Origin of the sequence: Roseateles sp., from assembly GCF_039595595.1 — a bacterium.
Lineage (GTDB): Bacteria > Pseudomonadota > Gammaproteobacteria > Burkholderiales > Burkholderiaceae_C > Roseateles.
This window is the reverse complement of sequence record NZ_JBCNLG010000022.1, coordinates 21,521-37,210: the sequence shown is the minus strand read 5'-3', so window position 1 is coordinate 37,210 and position 15,690 is coordinate 21,521. Positions and strand designations below refer to the sequence as shown.

Annotated in this window: 14 protein-coding genes; 7 read left to right on the top strand and 7 right to left on the bottom strand. The window is 70.2% G+C overall.

Features of this window, described 5'->3' with window-relative positions:
* Positions 1-109 precede the first annotated feature (109 nt).
* Genes ABDW61_RS20750 through ABDW61_RS20740 form a run of 3 tightly spaced genes read right to left on the bottom strand, consistent with a single transcriptional unit; the run spans position 110 to position 3,156 of the window.
* Positions 110-1,216 carry an enoyl-CoA hydratase/isomerase family protein gene (locus ABDW61_RS20750; protein WP_343641415.1) on the bottom strand — a complete coding sequence of 369 codons (1,107 nt, stop codon included), beginning with the start codon at positions 1,214-1,216 and terminating at the stop codon, positions 110-112.
* Positions 1,213-2,121: a DMT family transporter gene (locus ABDW61_RS20745; RefSeq protein WP_343641414.1), complete on the bottom strand. Its 909-nt coding sequence runs from the start codon at positions 2,119-2,121 to the stop codon at positions 1,213-1,215. Before ABDW61_RS20745 ends, ABDW61_RS20750 begins: the two co-directional genes overlap by 4 nt.
* Positions 2,122-2,142: 21 nt before the next feature.
* The gene (locus ABDW61_RS20740; protein WP_343641412.1) at positions 2,143-3,156 is read right to left on the bottom strand and encodes an isoaspartyl peptidase/L-asparaginase; all 1,014 of its coding nucleotides are present in this window, start codon (positions 3,154-3,156) and stop codon (positions 2,143-2,145) included.
* A 191-nt stretch (positions 3,157-3,347) separates the two neighbouring features.
* Between ABDW61_RS20740 and ABDW61_RS20735 the strand changes: the two genes are divergently transcribed.
* The 3 genes from ABDW61_RS20735 to ABDW61_RS20725 are packed head-to-tail and all read left to right on the top strand — an operon-like array spanning position 3,348 to position 6,675.
* Entirely contained in the window at positions 3,348-4,526 is a 1,179-nt protein-coding gene (locus tag ABDW61_RS20735; protein ID WP_343641410.1) for an acyl-CoA dehydrogenase family protein, read from the top strand.
* 30 nt (positions 4,527-4,556) lie between these two features.
* Complete coding sequence (locus ABDW61_RS20730) at positions 4,557-5,678, top strand: acyl-CoA dehydrogenase family protein (RefSeq protein WP_343641408.1); 1,122 nt, start codon at positions 4,557-4,559, stop codon at positions 5,676-5,678.
* Positions 5,679-5,733: 55 nt separating this feature from the next.
* Positions 5,734-6,675: a P1 family peptidase gene (locus ABDW61_RS20725; protein ID WP_343641406.1), complete on the top strand. Its 942-nt coding sequence runs from the start codon at positions 5,734-5,736 to the stop codon at positions 6,673-6,675.
* Between the two features lie 68 nt (positions 6,676-6,743).
* Here ABDW61_RS20725 and ABDW61_RS20720 read toward each other — a convergent pair whose 3' ends face one another.
* On the bottom strand, positions 6,744-7,715 hold the full coding sequence (locus ABDW61_RS20720; RefSeq protein WP_343641404.1) for a hypothetical protein: 972 nt from the start codon (positions 7,713-7,715) through the stop codon (positions 6,744-6,746).
* Between the two features lie 111 nt (positions 7,716-7,826).
* The gene (locus ABDW61_RS20715; RefSeq protein WP_343641402.1) at positions 7,827-9,098 is read right to left on the bottom strand and encodes a hypothetical protein; all 1,272 of its coding nucleotides are present in this window, start codon (positions 9,096-9,098) and stop codon (positions 7,827-7,829) included.
* A 77-nt stretch (positions 9,099-9,175) separates the two neighbouring features.
* Between ABDW61_RS20715 and ABDW61_RS20710 the strand changes: the two genes are divergently transcribed.
* Complete coding sequence (locus tag ABDW61_RS20710) at positions 9,176-9,310, top strand: hypothetical protein (protein ID WP_343641400.1); 135 nt, start codon at positions 9,176-9,178, stop codon at positions 9,308-9,310.
* Here the strand turns inward: ABDW61_RS20710 and ABDW61_RS20705 are convergent.
* A complete protein-coding gene (locus tag ABDW61_RS20705) occupies positions 9,300-10,289 on the bottom strand; it encodes a hypothetical protein (protein WP_343641398.1) in 990 nt (329 codons plus the stop codon). The genes ABDW61_RS20710 and ABDW61_RS20705 overlap by 11 nt on opposite strands.
* Positions 10,290-10,426: 137 nt before the next feature.
* Between ABDW61_RS20705 and ABDW61_RS20700 the strand changes: the two genes are divergently transcribed.
* Complete coding sequence (locus tag ABDW61_RS20700) at positions 10,427-11,221, top strand: 16S rRNA pseudouridine(516) synthase (protein ID WP_343641396.1); 795 nt, start codon at positions 10,427-10,429, stop codon at positions 11,219-11,221.
* Here ABDW61_RS20700 and ABDW61_RS20695 read toward each other — a convergent pair.
* The gene (locus ABDW61_RS20695) at positions 11,152-12,486 is read right to left on the bottom strand and encodes a hypothetical protein (protein ID WP_343641394.1); all 1,335 of its coding nucleotides are present in this window, start codon (positions 12,484-12,486) and stop codon (positions 11,152-11,154) included. The two genes, ABDW61_RS20700 and ABDW61_RS20695, sit on opposite strands and share 70 nt — an antisense overlap.
* 258 nt (positions 12,487-12,744) lie before the next feature.
* Here ABDW61_RS20695 and ABDW61_RS20690 point away from each other — a divergent pair, with 258 nt between their 5' ends.
* Together ABDW61_RS20690 and ABDW61_RS20685 are read left to right on the top strand one after the other, a co-directional pair.
* A complete protein-coding gene (locus tag ABDW61_RS20690; protein ID WP_343641392.1) occupies positions 12,745-14,643 on the top strand; it encodes an ATP-binding protein in 1,899 nt (632 codons plus the stop codon).
* Positions 14,589-15,644, top strand: coding sequence for a bifunctional riboflavin kinase/FAD synthetase (locus tag ABDW61_RS20685; RefSeq protein WP_343641390.1), 1,056 nt, complete (start codon positions 14,589-14,591; stop codon positions 15,642-15,644). Before ABDW61_RS20690 ends, ABDW61_RS20685 begins: the two co-directional genes overlap by 55 nt.
* Positions 15,645-15,690: the final 46 nt, after the last annotated feature.

Genomic DNA, 15,690 nt, shown 5'->3' with positions numbered 1-15,690 from the left:
CTGATCCGAGTAGGTCACTCCCCCTCCGTCAACACATCAAGGCCGTTGAATCAGCCCCGCGTCAGCAACCCTGACAAGTCGTGCCCGGGCCGCTCCTCCCATCAGGGGTTCAGGCGAGCGCCCGCAGCGGATGCTCCCCCGCTGGCCACGGGCTGCGGAAGAAGGCCTCGACGTCCGCGCGGCACACGTCCTCGACACGGGCCGGGTTCCACTTCGGCGCGTGGTCCTTGTCCACGGCCAGCGCGCGCACGCCCTCGACCGTCTCGCTGGCCGCGCCCGGCCGCAGGTGGAAGCAGTGATGCACCAGGTCGCGCTCCATGCGCAGGTCATCGGCCAGGCTCATGCCGCGCGCGCGGCGCACCTGCTCCAGCGTGACCGCCATCATCAGCGGCGAGCGCTTCGCGAGCGCCGCCAGCGTGTGCTGCGCCCAGGGGTCGCTGTCCGCCGCCAGCGACGCGAACAGCGCCTGCACCGATTCCGCCTGGAAGTGCCGGTTGATCAGCGCCCGCGCGTTCCAGTGCTCGGCCGGCGGCGCCAGGTCGGCCCGCTCCATCACCGTCGCCACCACATGCTCGGCGCTGTCCTGGGAGCCGGTCTTGAAGGCCTGGACGATCGCCGGCAGCTCGCTGCTGCGCACGAACACGTCGCCCAGGCCGAGCTCGATCGCATCGCCCGCGCCGATCACCTGGCCGGTCAGCGCCAGCCACTCGCCGCTGTGGCCCGGGCAGCGCGACAGGAAATAACCGCCGCCCACGTCGGGGAACAGGCCGATGTTGGTCTCCGGCATCGCCAGTTTGGAGTGCTCGGTCAGCACGCGCAACTTGGCACCCTGGCTGATGCCCATGCCGCCGCCCATCACCACGCCGTCCATCAGCGCGATGTAGGGCTTGGGGAACTGGTGGATCAGGAAGTTGAGCGCGTATTCCTCGGTGAAGAACGCGTCCAGCGCGGCATCGCCGGCCAGCGCCGCCTGATGGAAGAAGCGGATGTCGCCACCGGCGCAGAACGCCGCGGGCTTGCCCTCGCGCCCCGCGCCCAGCACCGCCACCGCCTGGATGTCCGGATCCGCGGCCCAGGCCGTCAGCAGCGCGGTCATGTCGCGGATCATCGCCAGCGACAGCGCGTTCAGGGCCTGCGGCCGGTTCAAGGTGATCAGGCCGAGGCAGCCGTTGACCTCGGCCAGGACCAGCCCTTCGGATTGCAGCGACGGAATCACAGCGACATCTCTCCACTCGTAGAAGCGGCCGGGCGGCGCCAGGCGCCCAGCAGCTCGTTGCCAATCAATGCGGCCAGCACCATAACACCGCCGAGCAGGGCCGCCGGCGCCGGCGCCTCGCCCGCCAGCAGCCAGGCCCACAGCACGCCCAGCAGCACTTCCATCAGCCCCAGCAGCGCGACCTCCGCCGCCGGCAGCACCCGCGTGACCCGTACCACCATCAGGCAGGGCACCGCCAGTTGGAACACGCCCAGCCCGGCCAGCAGCAGCAGGTCCCGGCCCGAGGCGGCGAACGGCCAGGCCAGCGGCAGCGTGACCAGCGCCGACAGCAGCGCGCCCAGCCACACGGCGGGCATCAGGTCGGCCTGGCCATCGCCGGCGCGCGCCTGCAGCAGCGTCCAGTTGCTCGCGGCGGCCACGGGCACCGCCAGCGCGACGCCCATGCCCAGCCAGGCGCCCGCGCCCGCGCGCAACTCGCTCGCGAACATCCAGGCGATGCCGGCGCTGGCCAGCCAGATCGCGAACCAGGTGCGCGGCGCCAGCCGCTGCCTCAGGAACACGCGCGCGAACACGGCCGTCAGCAGCGGGCCCAGCGCCATCGTCACCAGCACGTTGGCCACGCCGGTCATCGTCAGCGCCAGCATGAAGGCGGTGTACATGACGGCCCAGCACAGACCCGAGCCCAGCACCGACGGCGAGTGCCGCAGCCGCGGCAGCGCCTGGCGCCAGTAGCCGCGCCCGCGCAGCAGCGGCAGCAGCACGGTCAGCGCCAGCGCGTTGAACGCGCTGCGCCAGAAGGTCACTTCGAAGCCGCGCGCCGAATCCAGGTGGCGCGACACGGCGCCCGCGCTGCTCCACAGCAGCGTGGCGGCCAGCATCACGAAAACGGCGGCGCGGTGCTTCATCGGCGGGTCCTGCGTCCTTGCTCAGGCATCGCGGTAGATGGCCACGGCCGGCTCGCCGCCAGCGGCGACCCAGCCGCGGTACATGCCTTCGGTGTTGAAGCCGAGCCAGACGCGCCCGTCCCCATCGACGGCGATCAGACCGCCATCGCCGCCGACCCGCGGCAGCTCGTCGAACACGACGCGCTCGCAGGCCGCCGCCAGGTCCAGGCCGCCGATGCGCATCAGCGCGCCGACCTCGTGCGCGGCGCTGGCGCGGATGAAGGCCTCGCCGGTGCCGGTGCAGGACACGGCGACGCAGCGGTCATCGGCATAGCAGCCGGCGCCCGGCAGCGGCGAATCCCCCACGCGTCCCGGCCTCTTGTTGGTCATCCCGCCCGTCGACGTCGCCGCCGCCAGATGGCCCGCCGCGTCGCGCACGACCGCGCCGACGGTGCCGAACTTGTCCTGCTCGTCCAGCGGCCCCTGCCCGCCCCCGGCCGCCCGCTGGCCGTCATGGTCCAGGACGGCGCCCAGCGCCGCGGCCTGCGCCGCCTTCAACTGAGCCAGCCGCTGCGGCGTGCCGAACCAGCCCGGCTCGACCCGCTCCAGGCCCTGCTCGAACGCGAACGCGTCGGCCGCCGGGCCGATCAGCATCACGTGTCCGCTGTGCGCCATCACCGCGCGCGCCGCGAGCACCGGATTGCGCACCCGCGTCACGCCGGCGACCGCGCCAGCCGCCCGGTCGCGCCCGTCCATCACGCTGGCGTCCAGTTCATGCCGCTCGTCGGCCGTGTAGACCGCGCCCTTGCCGGCATTGAAGAACTCGCACTCCTCCAGCCGCCGCACCGCCTCGACGGCCACGTCCATCGCCGCGTCGCCGCGCGCGAGCTGCCGCGCGCCGTCGGCCAGGATGCCTGCGAGCGCGGCGCGGTACTGCGCTTCGCGCTCCGCGGACAGGCTGTCGCGGCGCAGCGTGCCGGCGCCGCCGTGGATGGCGAGCACGGCGCGCGGCGCGCCGATCGGGGTCGAGGCCAGAGTCGAGGAGGAAGCGGTCATGGTCGGAGGCCGGGGAGGCGAGCGCGCAAGCCGCGCATTTTCCTCCGCCTGCGGCATCTCCCTGGGCTTGTCCCGGTCGGGACACGGAAAAAGCGAACGCTCGTGCTAAAAACCAACGCAGTCCACAGCCCACGGGGGACGCGCTCGAACGCGAGCCGCCAGCCCGACATCCCGACCGCAGGAGACATCGCATGGATCTCAACTTCACCCCCGAGGAGCAGGCCTTCCGGGCCCACATCCGCCAGTGGGTGGCCGAGCACCTTCCGAAGGACATCAGCCACAAGGTGCACAACGCGCTGCGGCTGAACAAGGACGATCTGCAGCGCTGGGCGCGGCTCCTGGGCAAGCAGGGCTGGCATGGCTGGGCCTGGCCCAAGCAGTTCGGCGGCCCGGGCTGGAACGCCGTGCAGCGCCATCTCTTCGAAGAGGAATGCGCCCTGGCCGGCGCGCCGCGCGTGGTGCCCTTCGGACCGGTGATGGTGGCGCCGGTGATCATGGCCTTCGGCTCGCGCGAGCAGCAGGAGCGCCACCTCCCCGGGATCATGAGCGGCGACGTCTGGTGGAGCCAGGGCTACAGCGAGCCGGGCTCGGGCTCGGACCTGGCCTCGGTGAAGACCCGCGCCGAGCGCCGCGGCGACAAGTACATCGTCAACGGCCAGAAGACCTGGACCACGCTGGGCCAGTACGGCGACTGGATCTTCTGCCTGGTGCGCACCGATGCCTCGGTCAAGCCGCAGGCCGGCATCTCCTTCCTGCTGATCGACATGAAGTCGCCGGGCGTGACCGTGCGGCCGATCATCATGCTCGACGGCGAGCACGAGGTGAACGAAGTGTTCTTCGACAACGTCGAGGTCCCCGCGGAGAACCTGGTCGGCGAGGAGAACAAGGGCTGGACGTACGCCAAGTACCTGCTCGCGCACGAGCGCACCAACATCGCCGACGTGAACCGCGCCAAGCGCGAACTGGAGCGGCTCAAGCGCATCGCCAAGGCGGAAGGGGTCTACGAGGACCCGCGTTTCCGCGACCAGATCGCGCTGCTGGAGGTGGACATCGTCGCGCTGGAGATGATGGTGCTGCGGGTGCTCTCGGCCGAGAGCAGCGGCAAGCAGTCGCTGGACGTGGCGGGCCTGCTGAAGATCCGCGGCAGCGAGATCCAGCAGCGCTACACCGAGCTGATGATGCTGGCCGCGGGTCCGTACGCGACACCCTTCATCCATGAGGCCATGGAGGCGGGCTGGCAGGGCGACCACGTCGGCGCGGCCCATTGCGCGCCGCTCGCGAGCCACTACTTCAACTATCGCAAGACGACGATCTACGGCGGCTCCAACGAGGTGCAGCGCAACATCGTCGCGCAGACGGTGCTCGGCTGACCGCGGCCCGGGACACGAGGAGACACGCACATGGACTTCGATTTCACCGACGACCAGATCTCGCTGCGCGATGCCGTGCGGCGCTATGTCGACAAGGATTACGGCTTTGAGCAGCGCCGCGCGATCGTGAAGGCCGGAGGCTTCTCGCGCGCGGTCTGGGACGGGCTGGCCGGGCTCGGCCTGACCGCGCTGGCCGTGCCCGAAGCGCACGGCGGCCTGGGTTTCGGCCCGGTCGAGGCGATGGTGGTGATGGAGGAACTGGGCCGCGGCCTGGTGATGGAGCCCTACGCGCAGGGCGCGCTGGTCGCGCCGGCGGTGCTGGCGCAATCGGACGCCGGCGCGCAAGCCCAGTGGCTGCCGCGCATCGCGGGCGGCGAGGCGCTGGTGGTGCTCGCGCACCAGGAGCGCCGCGCGCGTTACCGGCTCGACGTCTGCGACACGCTGGCCACGGCCGACCACCGGCTCAGCGGCCTCAAGAGCGTGGTCCCGGCCGGTGACCAGGCCGATGCGTTCATCGTGCCGGCGCGCGCCGGCGGCACCGGCGCGGGGATCGCGCTGTACCTCGTCGCGAAGGACGCGCCCGGCGTGGCGCTGCGCGGCTATCCGCTGCATGACGGCTCGCGCGCCGCCGAGCTGACGCTGAAGGACACGCCGGCCACGCTGCTGGCCGGGCCCGACCGCGGCCTCGCGGTGCTGGAGCACGCCGTCGACATCGCCATCGCCGCGCAGGCGGCCGAGGCGGTCGGCGCGATGGACCGCTTCGTCGCGCTGACGGCGGAATACATGAACACGCGCAAGCAGTTCGGCGTCGCGATCGCCAGCTTCCAGGCGCTGCGCCACCGCATGGCTGACATCAAGATGCAGCTCGAGCTGGCGCGCTCGATGAGCTACTTCGCCACGCTCAAGCTCGCCGAGCCGGCCGACGCGCGGCGCCGGGCGGTGTCGCAGGCCAAGGTGCAGCTGGGCCAGGCGATGCGCTTCGTCGGACAGCAATGCACCCAGCTCCATGGCGGCATCGGCGTGACCGACGAGTACATCGGCAGCCACTACTTCAAGCGGCTGACGGTGATGGAGATGCAGTACGGCGATTCGCTGCATCACCTGGGCGAGGTGAGCCGCCGCATGCAGGACACGGCCGGGGTCTTCGCCTGACCTTCGCTGCGTAAACTGCGCGGGTCTTGCCGCCTTCGCGGCGAGGGAGACCGCCATGGCGCTCGCGCGCTCATCCCCGGACGCCGGCAGCCTGTGCGACGTGGCCGGGCTCAAGCTCGGCCACTTCACCCATCCGTCGGCGCCCACGGGCTGCAGCGTGGTGCTGTGCGAGGCCGGCGCCACCGCCGGCGTGGACGTGCGCGGCGCCGCGCCGGGCACGCGCGACACCGAACTGCTGCGTCCCGAGAACACGGTGCAGCAGGTGCACGCGCTGGTGCTCACCGGCGGCAGCGCCTTCGGGCTCGCCGCGGCGGATGGCGTGATGCGCTGGCTCGCCGAGCGCGGGCATGGATTCGCCGTGGGCCAGGCGCGCGTGCCCATCGTGCCGGCGGCGGTGCTGTTCGATCTCTGGCTGCATGGCGCGGACACCGCGCCCGATGCGGCGGCCGGACGCGCGGCCTGCGATGAGGCGTCGGCGACGGAGCGCTCGCGCGGCCGCATCGGCGCGGGCGCCGGCGCGACGGTGGGCAAGCTGCTTGGCGTCGAGCACGCGATGCCCGGCGGACTGGGCATGGCCTCGGTGCGGATCGGCGGCGTGACGCTCGCGGCGATGGTGGCGGTGAATGCCGTCGGCGACGTGGTCGATCCGCAAGGCGGCGAGGTGATCGCCGGACCGCGCGGCGCGGATGGCCGGCCGCGCTCGACGGTGCAGGCGCTGCTCGCGGGCGAAGTCCCGGGTGGCGCGCTGCCAGGCAGCGCCACGACGATCGGGATCATCGCCACCGACGCGCGGCTGACCAAGGCGCAAGCGACCAAGCTCGCGCAGATCGCGCATGACGGCTATGCGCGCGCGATCCAGCCGGTGCACACGGTGATGGATGGGGATGTGGTGTTCGCCCTCGCCACCGGCGCGGCAGGCGTCGATGGCGACATGACGCTGCTGGGCGCGGTGGCGGCGGAGGTGGTGGCGCGGGCGGTGGTGGATGCGGTCACTTGAGCCTGCGAGGCTGTGGCCGGCGGAACTCCCGGGCGATAGGGTGGAAGCGAGAGGTCGAGACAGACACCTCAGGAAGCGCCAGGATTGCGAACAGGTTTCGGCGGGACGGGCGGCCCGGATCGACCGGTGCCCGCCACGGCGCGCGGCGGCTTCGGCGGCGGCTCGACCGTCCGGGCGGGCAGACCGCCGCGTCGCTCGGCATCCAGCATCAGCCGGGTGAACGCCTTGAGCGACGCCAGGTCCTCGAGGCGGAACAGAGAGGGACGATCACCGGCCAGACGCAGACATTCGAGCACCACGGCCTCCTCCATGCGGCGCACATCCACTTCGCCGCGAAGAAAGCGTTGCAGCAGTCCCGACGCGGCCGCAAAGGTCGCGCCGGCATGACCGCCGTCGGCACATTGAAAGACCGTGACGCCTCCTGGCTGGCGGGTCTGCGCGAGATGAAGACTGACGTCGAAGAGCCGCTGCGGCGAAATCGGCCGGCCTGCCCCGCCCGTCGGCATCCGGATCAATTGCAGGACCTGCGCGTGGCCTGGCGATGACTGGCCGTCGGGTCCCAATGCCGTCCCGTCGCGAGCCAGGCGGACTTCGACCCGGCTCACATGCGCGTCAGTGGCGGGAGTCCGCCCGTGCTTGGCATCCAGCGCCGACTTGTTGCCTTGACGTTCAAAGCTGGCCATCAGGCGCCCCTGGACCACTCGTTTGGTCGAGCCATCGAGCGGCCCGGCCGCCGCATGCGCCTTCTCCTTGGCCGAGCGCAGATCCACGATGCGCCGGACGTCCCTGCCCAGACAGGCCTGGGCAAAGGCGACGCTCTCCTGCAGCGTCAGAGAGGGGATCACCACAGTGCCTGTGGTGCTGACACTGGGAAACAGCCCCGGGATCGCCACGGAGGGCTTTGTCCCCACGCTGGCGGACAGATGGTCGAGCCGCGCCTTCATGGCTGCGGCTGCGGCCATGTCCGCGCCGCTGTCGGGCTTGTCCTGGCCGGTCAGGACATGCAGGGCACGGGAGAGATGATTCAGTAGCGGTGCCATGGCGGCTCCTCGGATTCGGGCCCAAAGGGCCGGGATGTCGGATGAAAGCGCCGCCTCTGTGCCGTCGCCGCATGGCAAGGTCCTCCCATCGAGTGCTCGCCTTGATATCGCTCAATCAACGGAAGGACGGATTCGGCGACCGGGGGACTGGCGCAGTTGCACCTCGTCGTCCGGCGCGGACGCTTCGGGTTGGCGGAAGATGTCGCGCACGTCGCGCCGCCGCTTCGAGTGGCCGCCTGACGCGCCCTCGTTGTCCCGCGTCCCGTCCTCAAAGCGTAACTTGCCGGATATCGCCCGGTCCTCACCCGCGCAAGCGCGGCCGCCCTTCATCGCAGAGCGGAGCGGCACGGCGCCCGGCGGCTTATCCGTGACCACCTCCGGCGTACGCATCGACACCGGAGTCCCCAGGCGTCCGGCGCGGCCTTCGGCCAGCATCATCCTGCCCATGGTCAGCAGCGACGCCAGATGCTCCGGCCGATCGAAGAGCGTGGCGCTGCGCGCCGCGCGCAGATTGACGCACTGCTGAACGATGAGGTCCTCCAGATTTCCGGCCTTCAACGTTCCCTTCGCGAATTTCTGGAACAACGTGTGCGCCACGGCGAAGACAGCGCTGCGATCGTCGCCTCCAGGAGACTGGAAGGCGATCGGCCGTGCCGGTGTCTCCTTGTGCAAGGCACGACAGGTCTCGAGCAAGGTGCGCGGGCTGATCGAATGGTCAAGCGGGATGGGAATCGCATAGTTCGTGACATCGTGGCGGGCGTCCTTCTTCTTGGCATCCGCCCTGCCCGTATGAATCGATATGACACTCACGGCAGCCTCGGGGCAGGCTGAGATCAGACGAGCGCCTTCGGACGGTCCGTCGAGGCCGACAGCGTCGGTTTCCACGAACTCGACCTCGCGCTGCCCCACGGTGATCGGACAGTTGTTCTCCATGCAGGGAAACAGCTGCTTATGCTCCTCGACGGTGCCAAGTGTCACGACGGCCGCGATGTCGTGCTCGAAACAGGCTTGCGTCCATGCCATCGCCTCGTCATAAACCGGGACAGCCATGACGAGGTTGCCCTCGTCCGTCCAATTGGCGTGCAGTTGCCTGGCAGCCGGGTCGTCCTCCTTACCGCCCTGCTTCAGCAGGGTCCGGTGGTTGACCGGGGTGGTTGGCGCGAAGGAGTTGTTGACGCACGCCTGCTTCGCCAGGTGATCGGGATGATGGAACGCAGCCAACTCGGAAGAGAGTCGCTTGGCATCGGGCAAGCTGCGATTCCACTCGTGCGCGTCGGCAGGTTCGACGTTTGACTGCAGAGGAAGCGCGGGTTCATGCGTGGCGACGGAAGTGCTGGACAAGCCGGAGGGCACGGGGGCGTGGGAAATGAAGGGAAATCTCATGACGTGCTTCCAAGAACGAACAGTGACGCGTTCGTGGCGTTACTGGTGGAATTCGTTCGCCAGCGACAATCCCGCCCATGAATTCGAGCTCCGCCAAGCCCGTCGCGATCGCGCAGAACATGACGCTGCTGGGCGCGGTGGCGGCGGAGGTGGTGGCGCGGGCGGTGGGGGATGCCGTCGACCCGCGGCATGGAGGCCGGATCAACGGTTGAGGGAAGCCGCGTCGCGCGGCACCACTTGCAATCGGTCGCAGTACTCGAGCAACGACGTGAGATCCGCTTGCCGGAACAGCTCGGGACCACCGTGCTCGCGGACCTGGCTGCACGCGTCGAGCACCGCGCGGCTGCGATCGCCCGTCACGTCGATACCGGATCGATGCCATTGGCGAAGCAGCAGGGCCGCCTCGACCAGCGCGCCGGCGTGCCGGTCGTGCGCCGGGCACTGAATCGCCTGGCGTTCACCGGGCGCGAGCCGCCGGCTCCCCACGTGCTCGCACAGTGCGAACAGCTGAGCAGAGGACATCGTGTTCCCGCGCTTGACCGGAACCCGGCACCAATCCAATCGCTGGCAGCCACCCTCGGACGCGCCTTCCGGGCGGTACGGCCGGCCCAGATGCGTCAGCGTGACCTCCATCCAGGTGTTGGTCACCTGGCCGCCCACCGACTTGATCGCCTGTGCGACCGGCTTCTTCGAGCGGGGGCCATGCAGATTGATGCCACGGAACCGCGCGGCAAGGCCGCCGGGGGCACTCTGGTAGACCTTGCCGCTGTCCATGCACGAAGGTTCGCCGTCGGCACCGGGCGGCCTCAGATCGATGACGCGGGCAATGCGGTGGTCGATGCAGCTGGCCGCCCAGCTGTGAGCCTCCTTGCGGATGGGCGCGTCCATCAGCAGGTTGCCGGTTCCCGGCATCAGATGGGCGCGAATCGGGCGCTGAGCAAAGCCGAATGCCTTGCCGGGCGGGATCAAGGATTTCAGGTGCAGGTGCTCTGAGTTCACGCCGTTGCAGTCCTTGGTGCGCGCATCCAGTTGCTGGAGCAGGTGCGCGGCTTCGCCGGCCCGCGCCTTCCACGCCCGCGTCTCGGCGCAAGACATGCCATCGGGCGCCTGGAGCTGCGGCTTGGTCGAGCCATCGGACGGACCGGCGAGGTCCTTCTTGCGATGAAACAGGGAGCTGAAAGAAATCTTCATGGAGGTTGTCGTGCGGCTGGCGGAAATGCCGCGCCATTGGTGAACGCAACTCCTGTCCGCAAATGCACCTCCAACGTTCGAATTGACGGAATCAGTGGTCGCCAACCGGTCGGGCTTCGCAGCGACAATCCCGCCCCATGAATTCGAGTTCCCCCAAGTCCGCCAAGCCCGTCGCGATCGCGCAGATCCTGTTCAGCCAGGGCTTCGGCACGCGGCGGCACTGCGCCGCGCTGATCGATCACGGCCTGGTGTCGGTCGCCGGCGAGGTCGTCGAAGACCCGCATCAGGCCTTCGAGACGGCCGGCCTCGTCTTCGAAGTCGAGGGCCAGTCGTGGCCCTATCACGAGAAGGCGCTGATCCTCCTGCACAAGCCCGCGGGCTACGAGTGCTCACGCAAGCCGAGCCACCATCCGAGCGTGTTCTCGCTGCTGCCCGAGCCGCTGCGCAATCGCGACATCCAGCCGGTCGGCCGTCTGGACGAGGACACCACTGGCCTGCTGCTGCTGACCGACGACGGCCCCCTGCAGCACAAGCTGACCAGTCCGAAGTACCACGTGCCCAAGCTCTACCAAGCGGTGTGCAAGGCGGAGCTGGATGACGCGCAACTGCGCAAGCTCGTCGAGGGCGTGCTGCTCGAGGAGCGCAACCCCAAGCTCGCCGCGGAGCCGGTGAGCGCCGTGTCGGCGCGGCGGCTGCCGGACGGCCGCCTGGAGATGGCCCTCACCGAGGGCCGCTACCACCAGGCCAAGCGCATGGTGGCGGCGGTCGGCAATCGCGTGCTGGCGCTGCACCGCCAGCAGATCGGCGCGCTGGCGCTGCCGGCCGATCTCAGGGAAGGCGGCTGGATGTGGCTGGATGAGGCTCAGCGGGAGCTGGCGATGTCGGAGCCGCCCGGCGAATCCGGCTCGAATCCAGCAGCCATGTCGTCCTGATCCTCGAGTGCCTTGCGGCGGCCGGCCAGGCTGGCCATGAGATTCCGGGCCAGTTTCGATCCCTTGGGCGCTTGCTTGAGCAGCTTGGACATCTCGATCATCTTCCCGCCCCATCGCTCTTCTGTGTCCAGGTCCTCCTGGTCCCCGAGGCGAGGCAGTTCAGCGGGTATGTCGGCGAGCTCGAAGGTTCTCACCTCCACGCGCTGCTCCACTTGGCAAGCCTCGCGCAGTCCCGCCATGCGCTCGGGCTGTATCGACGCAAGCGGAACCGCGGGAGACCTCAGGAGGCTCTTTCGAGCGCTGGGAGGCCGCTTGTGGATGACTTGCGGCACGTTCTCGTCCGGCGGTTCGCTGAAGAGTGCCTTCTCCTCCTGGGTCCATTGATGACACCTCGTCGGATGCGACGGCCCTTCATGGACCAGCAGTTGCGCGAACTGTTGCAGGCTGACCAGCAGGTCGGGCCGCTGCGCGAAGAGCGTCCTGCTTCGCCGGCCCCTCAGCATCTTGCAAGCATCGAAGACCGCGTCGGACGCCTCCTGGAAGGACAGCGGCTCCCGGAGACATCGACGAAACACCGCGTTCGCCGCTGCGCAAGCCGCGGCCAGGTCGCCGCCGTGGTCATCCATGAACACGACGCTGGTGTCGCCGCCCAGCCCTCCGTGCGCTTGGATCTGGCGACACAGCTCCAACAAGTGGCTGGCGTCCAGCGGCGACTGCGCGTCGAGCGGCGCGCGCGTCCACGTCAGGTGCGCGTGGACTGACGATTCCCCGCGACGCGCACTGAGTTCCACCAAGTACTCGCTCGCGAACCTGCCCAACGCCGGAACCATCGACGGGACGCCGGCAACCGGGCGGAGTGCGAGCGCGTCGCGCGAGTGCTCCCAAGGCACGGGCTTGGCGGCCACATCACCGACGGCGTCGTTCTCCCAGGTCAGATCGATCACCTGATTCACGCCGCGGTCGAGGCAGGCCTGAGCGAACCGGGCCGACTCGTCGCGATTGGCGGGCGCCGCCGCCAGCACCGCCGTCGTGCTCACCTGGCTCGCATCCAGATCGACGCGTCTTGAGCCATCCCGGCTTGGCACGGTCAGCTTCGTACCGGTGTTCACCGCAAGCGCCCCGGGTGTCTTGCGGATCCGGGCCTCTTCGCTCTGAAACGCGCGGGTGCTGGCGTCCAGACTCGCCAACATCTTCTGGCCTTCGTCACTGCGGGCGCCGCCGGCATCTGGAGACCGGTTGAAAATCGACAAAAGGGAAAACTTCATGCCCTTCTCCAGAAACGTTGAGGTGGCCTTCGTGATGTCGAGCGGTACTGCAGACAAGGTCCTCACCAGCGGCAATTGATCGATGTCAAACGCGGACCTGCGGCCGCGCGTCGTGCGACGGAGGACGCGAACCCGGGAAGTCCCCGAGATCAGCCGTCACCAACCTTGGGTAGAAACGCGCCCACAAGGCGCCGTTCGAGAGGCGTGCGCCACAAGACCGTGGGAGGGCGCGGCCGAGATCCTCGACGGCCGGGTCGTATGGGAACTTCAGACAACGAACAACACGGGGACGCCGACGCCCTGCAGGTGGCGGTCCAGGTCCGGGCCGAACGCCTGACCAGCCTGCAGGCCCGCGTGGCCATGCCGGCCTGTATCGGCGCGCTGTTCAGCCTGCTGCCGGTCGCCTTGCTGTGGCAACACCTGCCCGAGGTCGACCTGCTGGGCTGGCTGGCCGTGCGCTGGGGCCTCTCGCTGTGGCGCACGCTGCAGGCGCGCCGCTTCCTGCGCCTGCCGCTGCGCGAGCGCGCCTCGCCCGACTGGGAACGCCGCTACCTGATCGGCCTGGGCCTGGACGGCCTGGCGTGGGGGGTGATCGGCGCGCTCTTCGCCACGCCCAACCTGCCCGAGATCGACGGCGCCATCATGACCACGCTGGTCGGCCTGGTCGCCTTCACCATGGTGTCCCTGGGCCACTGGGCGCGCGGGCAGGCGCTGTTCGCGTCGCTGGTGGTCGCGCCGCTGGCGATCCGGCTCGCGATGCAGGGCGGCACGACCGGCTGGCTCAGCGTCGGCGGGCTGGCGATGTTCTGGCTGCTGACGGTGCTCGAGTCCCGCCGCATCGAGGCCCGCACGCTGGAGCTGCTGCGGCTGCGCTTCGAGCAGGCGCGGCTGGCCGAGCAGCGGCGTCTGGCGCTGGACGCGGCCGAGGAGACCAGCAGCAGCAAGAGCCGCTTCGTCGCGGTGATGAGCCATGAGATCCGCACGCCGCTGAACGGCATCATCGGCATGGCGCAGTTGCTGGAGCGCGGCGATCTCACGCCGCAGCAGCGCGAGCAGGTGGACATCGTGCGGCGCTCGGGCAAGCACCTGCTGACGCTGGTCAACGACATCCTGGACCTGGCGCGCATCGAATCGGGCAAGCTCGTCGTCCAGGCCCAGCCCTTCGACATCCGCGAGGTCGCCAGCGACGTCGCCCGGCTGCTGGGCGAGACCGCGCGCGCCAAGGGCCTGCGCTTCGAGCTGGCCATCGCGCCGCAGCTGCCCGCGCGGGCGATGGGCGATGCGTCGCGGATCCAGCAGGTGCTGCACAACCTCGTGGGCAATGCCATCAAGTTCACCGACCAGGGCAGCGTCAGCGTCGAGGTCTCGTCGGTGCTGGACATGCGCGCCGGCACCCTGCTGCGCTTCGCCGTCAAGGACACCGGCGACGGCATTCCGGCCGATCAGCTGGAGCGCATCTTCGCGCCCTTCGAGCAGGCCGCCGACAAGGCGCGCCGCGATGGCGCCGGGCTGGGGCTGACGATCTCGCGCGAGCTCGCCCGCGCGATGGGCGGCGACCTGCGCTGCGCCTCTGCGCCGGGCCAGGGCTCGGTGTTCGAGTTCACGCTGCCGCTGCAGGCCTGCGGCGGCGAGGAGGCGTCGCCGCGCACCCCGGCGGCCGCATCGGCAGCGACCGCCGCAGCGGCCGCGTCCCCGTTGCCGGTGCTCGAAGGCCGCGTGCTGCAGGTCGACGACAGCCCGGTCAACCTGCTGGTCGCCACCACGATGCTGGAGCGCTGCGGGCTGGAGGTGGTGCCGGCGGGCAACGGCCGCGAGGCGCTCGAGCGGCTGGGCGCGCAGCGCGTCGACCTGGTCCTGATGGACTGCCAGATGCCGGAGCTCGACGGCCTCGCGGCCACGGCCGCCTGGCGCCAGGAGGAGGCCCGCCGGCTGCTGCCGCGCACGCCGGTGGTGGCGCTGACCGCCAGCGCCGTCGACGACGACCGTGCCCGCTGCCTGGCCGCGGGCATGGACGACTACCTGCCCAAGCCCTTCGAGATGGACGAGCTGTTGGCCGTCGTCACGCGGCACCTGCCCGCCATCCCGCCGATAATCCGCCCCCTATGCAGGTCTTCCGCGGCTTCCACCATCCCGGCATCGCAGCGCAGTGCGCGCTGACGATCGGCAATTTCGACGGCGTCCATCGCGGCCATCAGGCGATGCTGGCGCTGCTGCTGTCGGAGGCCCGCCACCGCGGCCTGCCGGCCTGCGTGCTGACCTTCGAGCCGCATCCGCGCGACTTCTTCGCCAGGAAGCTCGGCAAGCCCGAACTCGCGCCGGCCCGCATCGCGACGCTGCGCGACAAGCTCCAGGAGCTCGAGCGCTGCGGCATCGACCAGGTCGTGGTGCTGCGCTTCGACGAGGCGCTGGCCTCGCTCCCCGCGCAGGACTTCATCCAGCAGGTGCTGGTGGACGGCCTGGGCGCGAAATACGTGCTGGTCGGCGACGACTTCCGCTTCGGCGCCAAACGCCAGGGCGACTACGCGACGCTGGACGCGGCCGGTCAGCGGCTGGGCTTCGACGTCGCCCGGATGATGAGCTACGAGGTCCACGGGCTGCGGGTGTCGAGCTCGGCCGTGCGCGAGGCGCTGGCCGCCGGCGACATGGACGGCGCGGCGCGGCTGCTGGGGCGGCCGTACGCGATCTCGGGCCACGTGATCCATGGCCAGAAGCTGGGCCGCCAGCTGGCGGAAACGGCGCCCGGCGCCGGCGACGGCTTCCGCACGCTGAACCTGCGCTTCGATCACGACAAGCCCGCCGCGCACGGCATCTTCGCGGTGCGCGTCCATGGCCTGGACGGCGACACCGGCGCGGCGCTGGACGGCGTGGCCTCGCTGGGCGTGCGGCCGACCGTCGAGGACGCCGGCCGGGTGCTGCTGGAAGTCCACGCGCTGGACTGGCCGGCCGCGCTGGCCGCGCGGCTGGGGCCCGGCGAGGCCTACGGTAAACTCGTCCGGGTGGAACTCCTCCAAAAACTGCGCGATGAAGCCCGTTTCGACGGGCTTGATTCGTTGACGGCCGCGATCCGCGAAGACGTCCGTCAGGCGCGCGAGTACTTCGCGCAACAGGCGTCCACCCACGCCGCCGTCCGCCGCCAGACCACCCGCGACCGAATTTGAAGGGCTGACCGCCCTCCCCTGCGCTCAGCCGGCGCGCAGCCCCGTG

Bases quoted from the DNA above. Each gene is read 5' to 3' on its own strand.
- ABDW61_RS20745 (WP_343641414.1), bottom strand. From the start codon at position 2,121: ATGAAGCACCGCGCCGCCGTTTTCGTGATGCTGGCCGCCACGCTGCTG.
- ABDW61_RS20740 (WP_343641412.1), bottom strand. From the start codon at position 3,156: ATGACCGCTTCCTCCTCGACTCTGGCCTCGACCCCGATCGGCGCGCCG.
- ABDW61_RS20735 (WP_343641410.1), top strand. From the start codon at position 3,348: ATGGATCTCAACTTCACCCCCGAGGAGCAGGCCTTCCGGGCCCACATC.
- ABDW61_RS20730 (WP_343641408.1), top strand. From the start codon at position 4,557: ATGGACTTCGATTTCACCGACGACCAGATCTCGCTGCGCGATGCCGTG.
- ABDW61_RS20725 (WP_343641406.1), top strand. From the start codon at position 5,734: ATGGCGCTCGCGCGCTCATCCCCGGACGCCGGCAGCCTGTGCGACGTG.
- ABDW61_RS20720 (WP_343641404.1), bottom strand. From the start codon at position 7,715: ATGGCACCGCTACTGAATCATCTCTCCCGTGCCCTGCATGTCCTGACC.
- ABDW61_RS20715 (WP_343641402.1), bottom strand. From the start codon at position 9,098: ATGAGATTTCCCTTCATTTCCCACGCCCCCGTGCCCTCCGGCTTGTCC.
- ABDW61_RS20710 (WP_343641400.1), top strand. From the start codon at position 9,176: ATGAATTCGAGCTCCGCCAAGCCCGTCGCGATCGCGCAGAACATGACG.
- ABDW61_RS20705 (WP_343641398.1), bottom strand. From the start codon at position 10,289: ATGAAGATTTCTTTCAGCTCCCTGTTTCATCGCAAGAAGGACCTCGCC.
- ABDW61_RS20700 (WP_343641396.1), top strand. From the start codon at position 10,427: ATGAATTCGAGTTCCCCCAAGTCCGCCAAGCCCGTCGCGATCGCGCAG.
- ABDW61_RS20695 (WP_343641394.1), bottom strand. From the start codon at position 12,486: ATGAAGTTTTCCCTTTTGTCGATTTTCAACCGGTCTCCAGATGCCGGC.
- ABDW61_RS20690 (WP_343641392.1), top strand. From the start codon at position 12,745: ATGGGAACTTCAGACAACGAACAACACGGGGACGCCGACGCCCTGCAG.
- ABDW61_RS20685 (WP_343641390.1), top strand. From the start codon at position 14,589: ATGCAGGTCTTCCGCGGCTTCCACCATCCCGGCATCGCAGCGCAGTGC.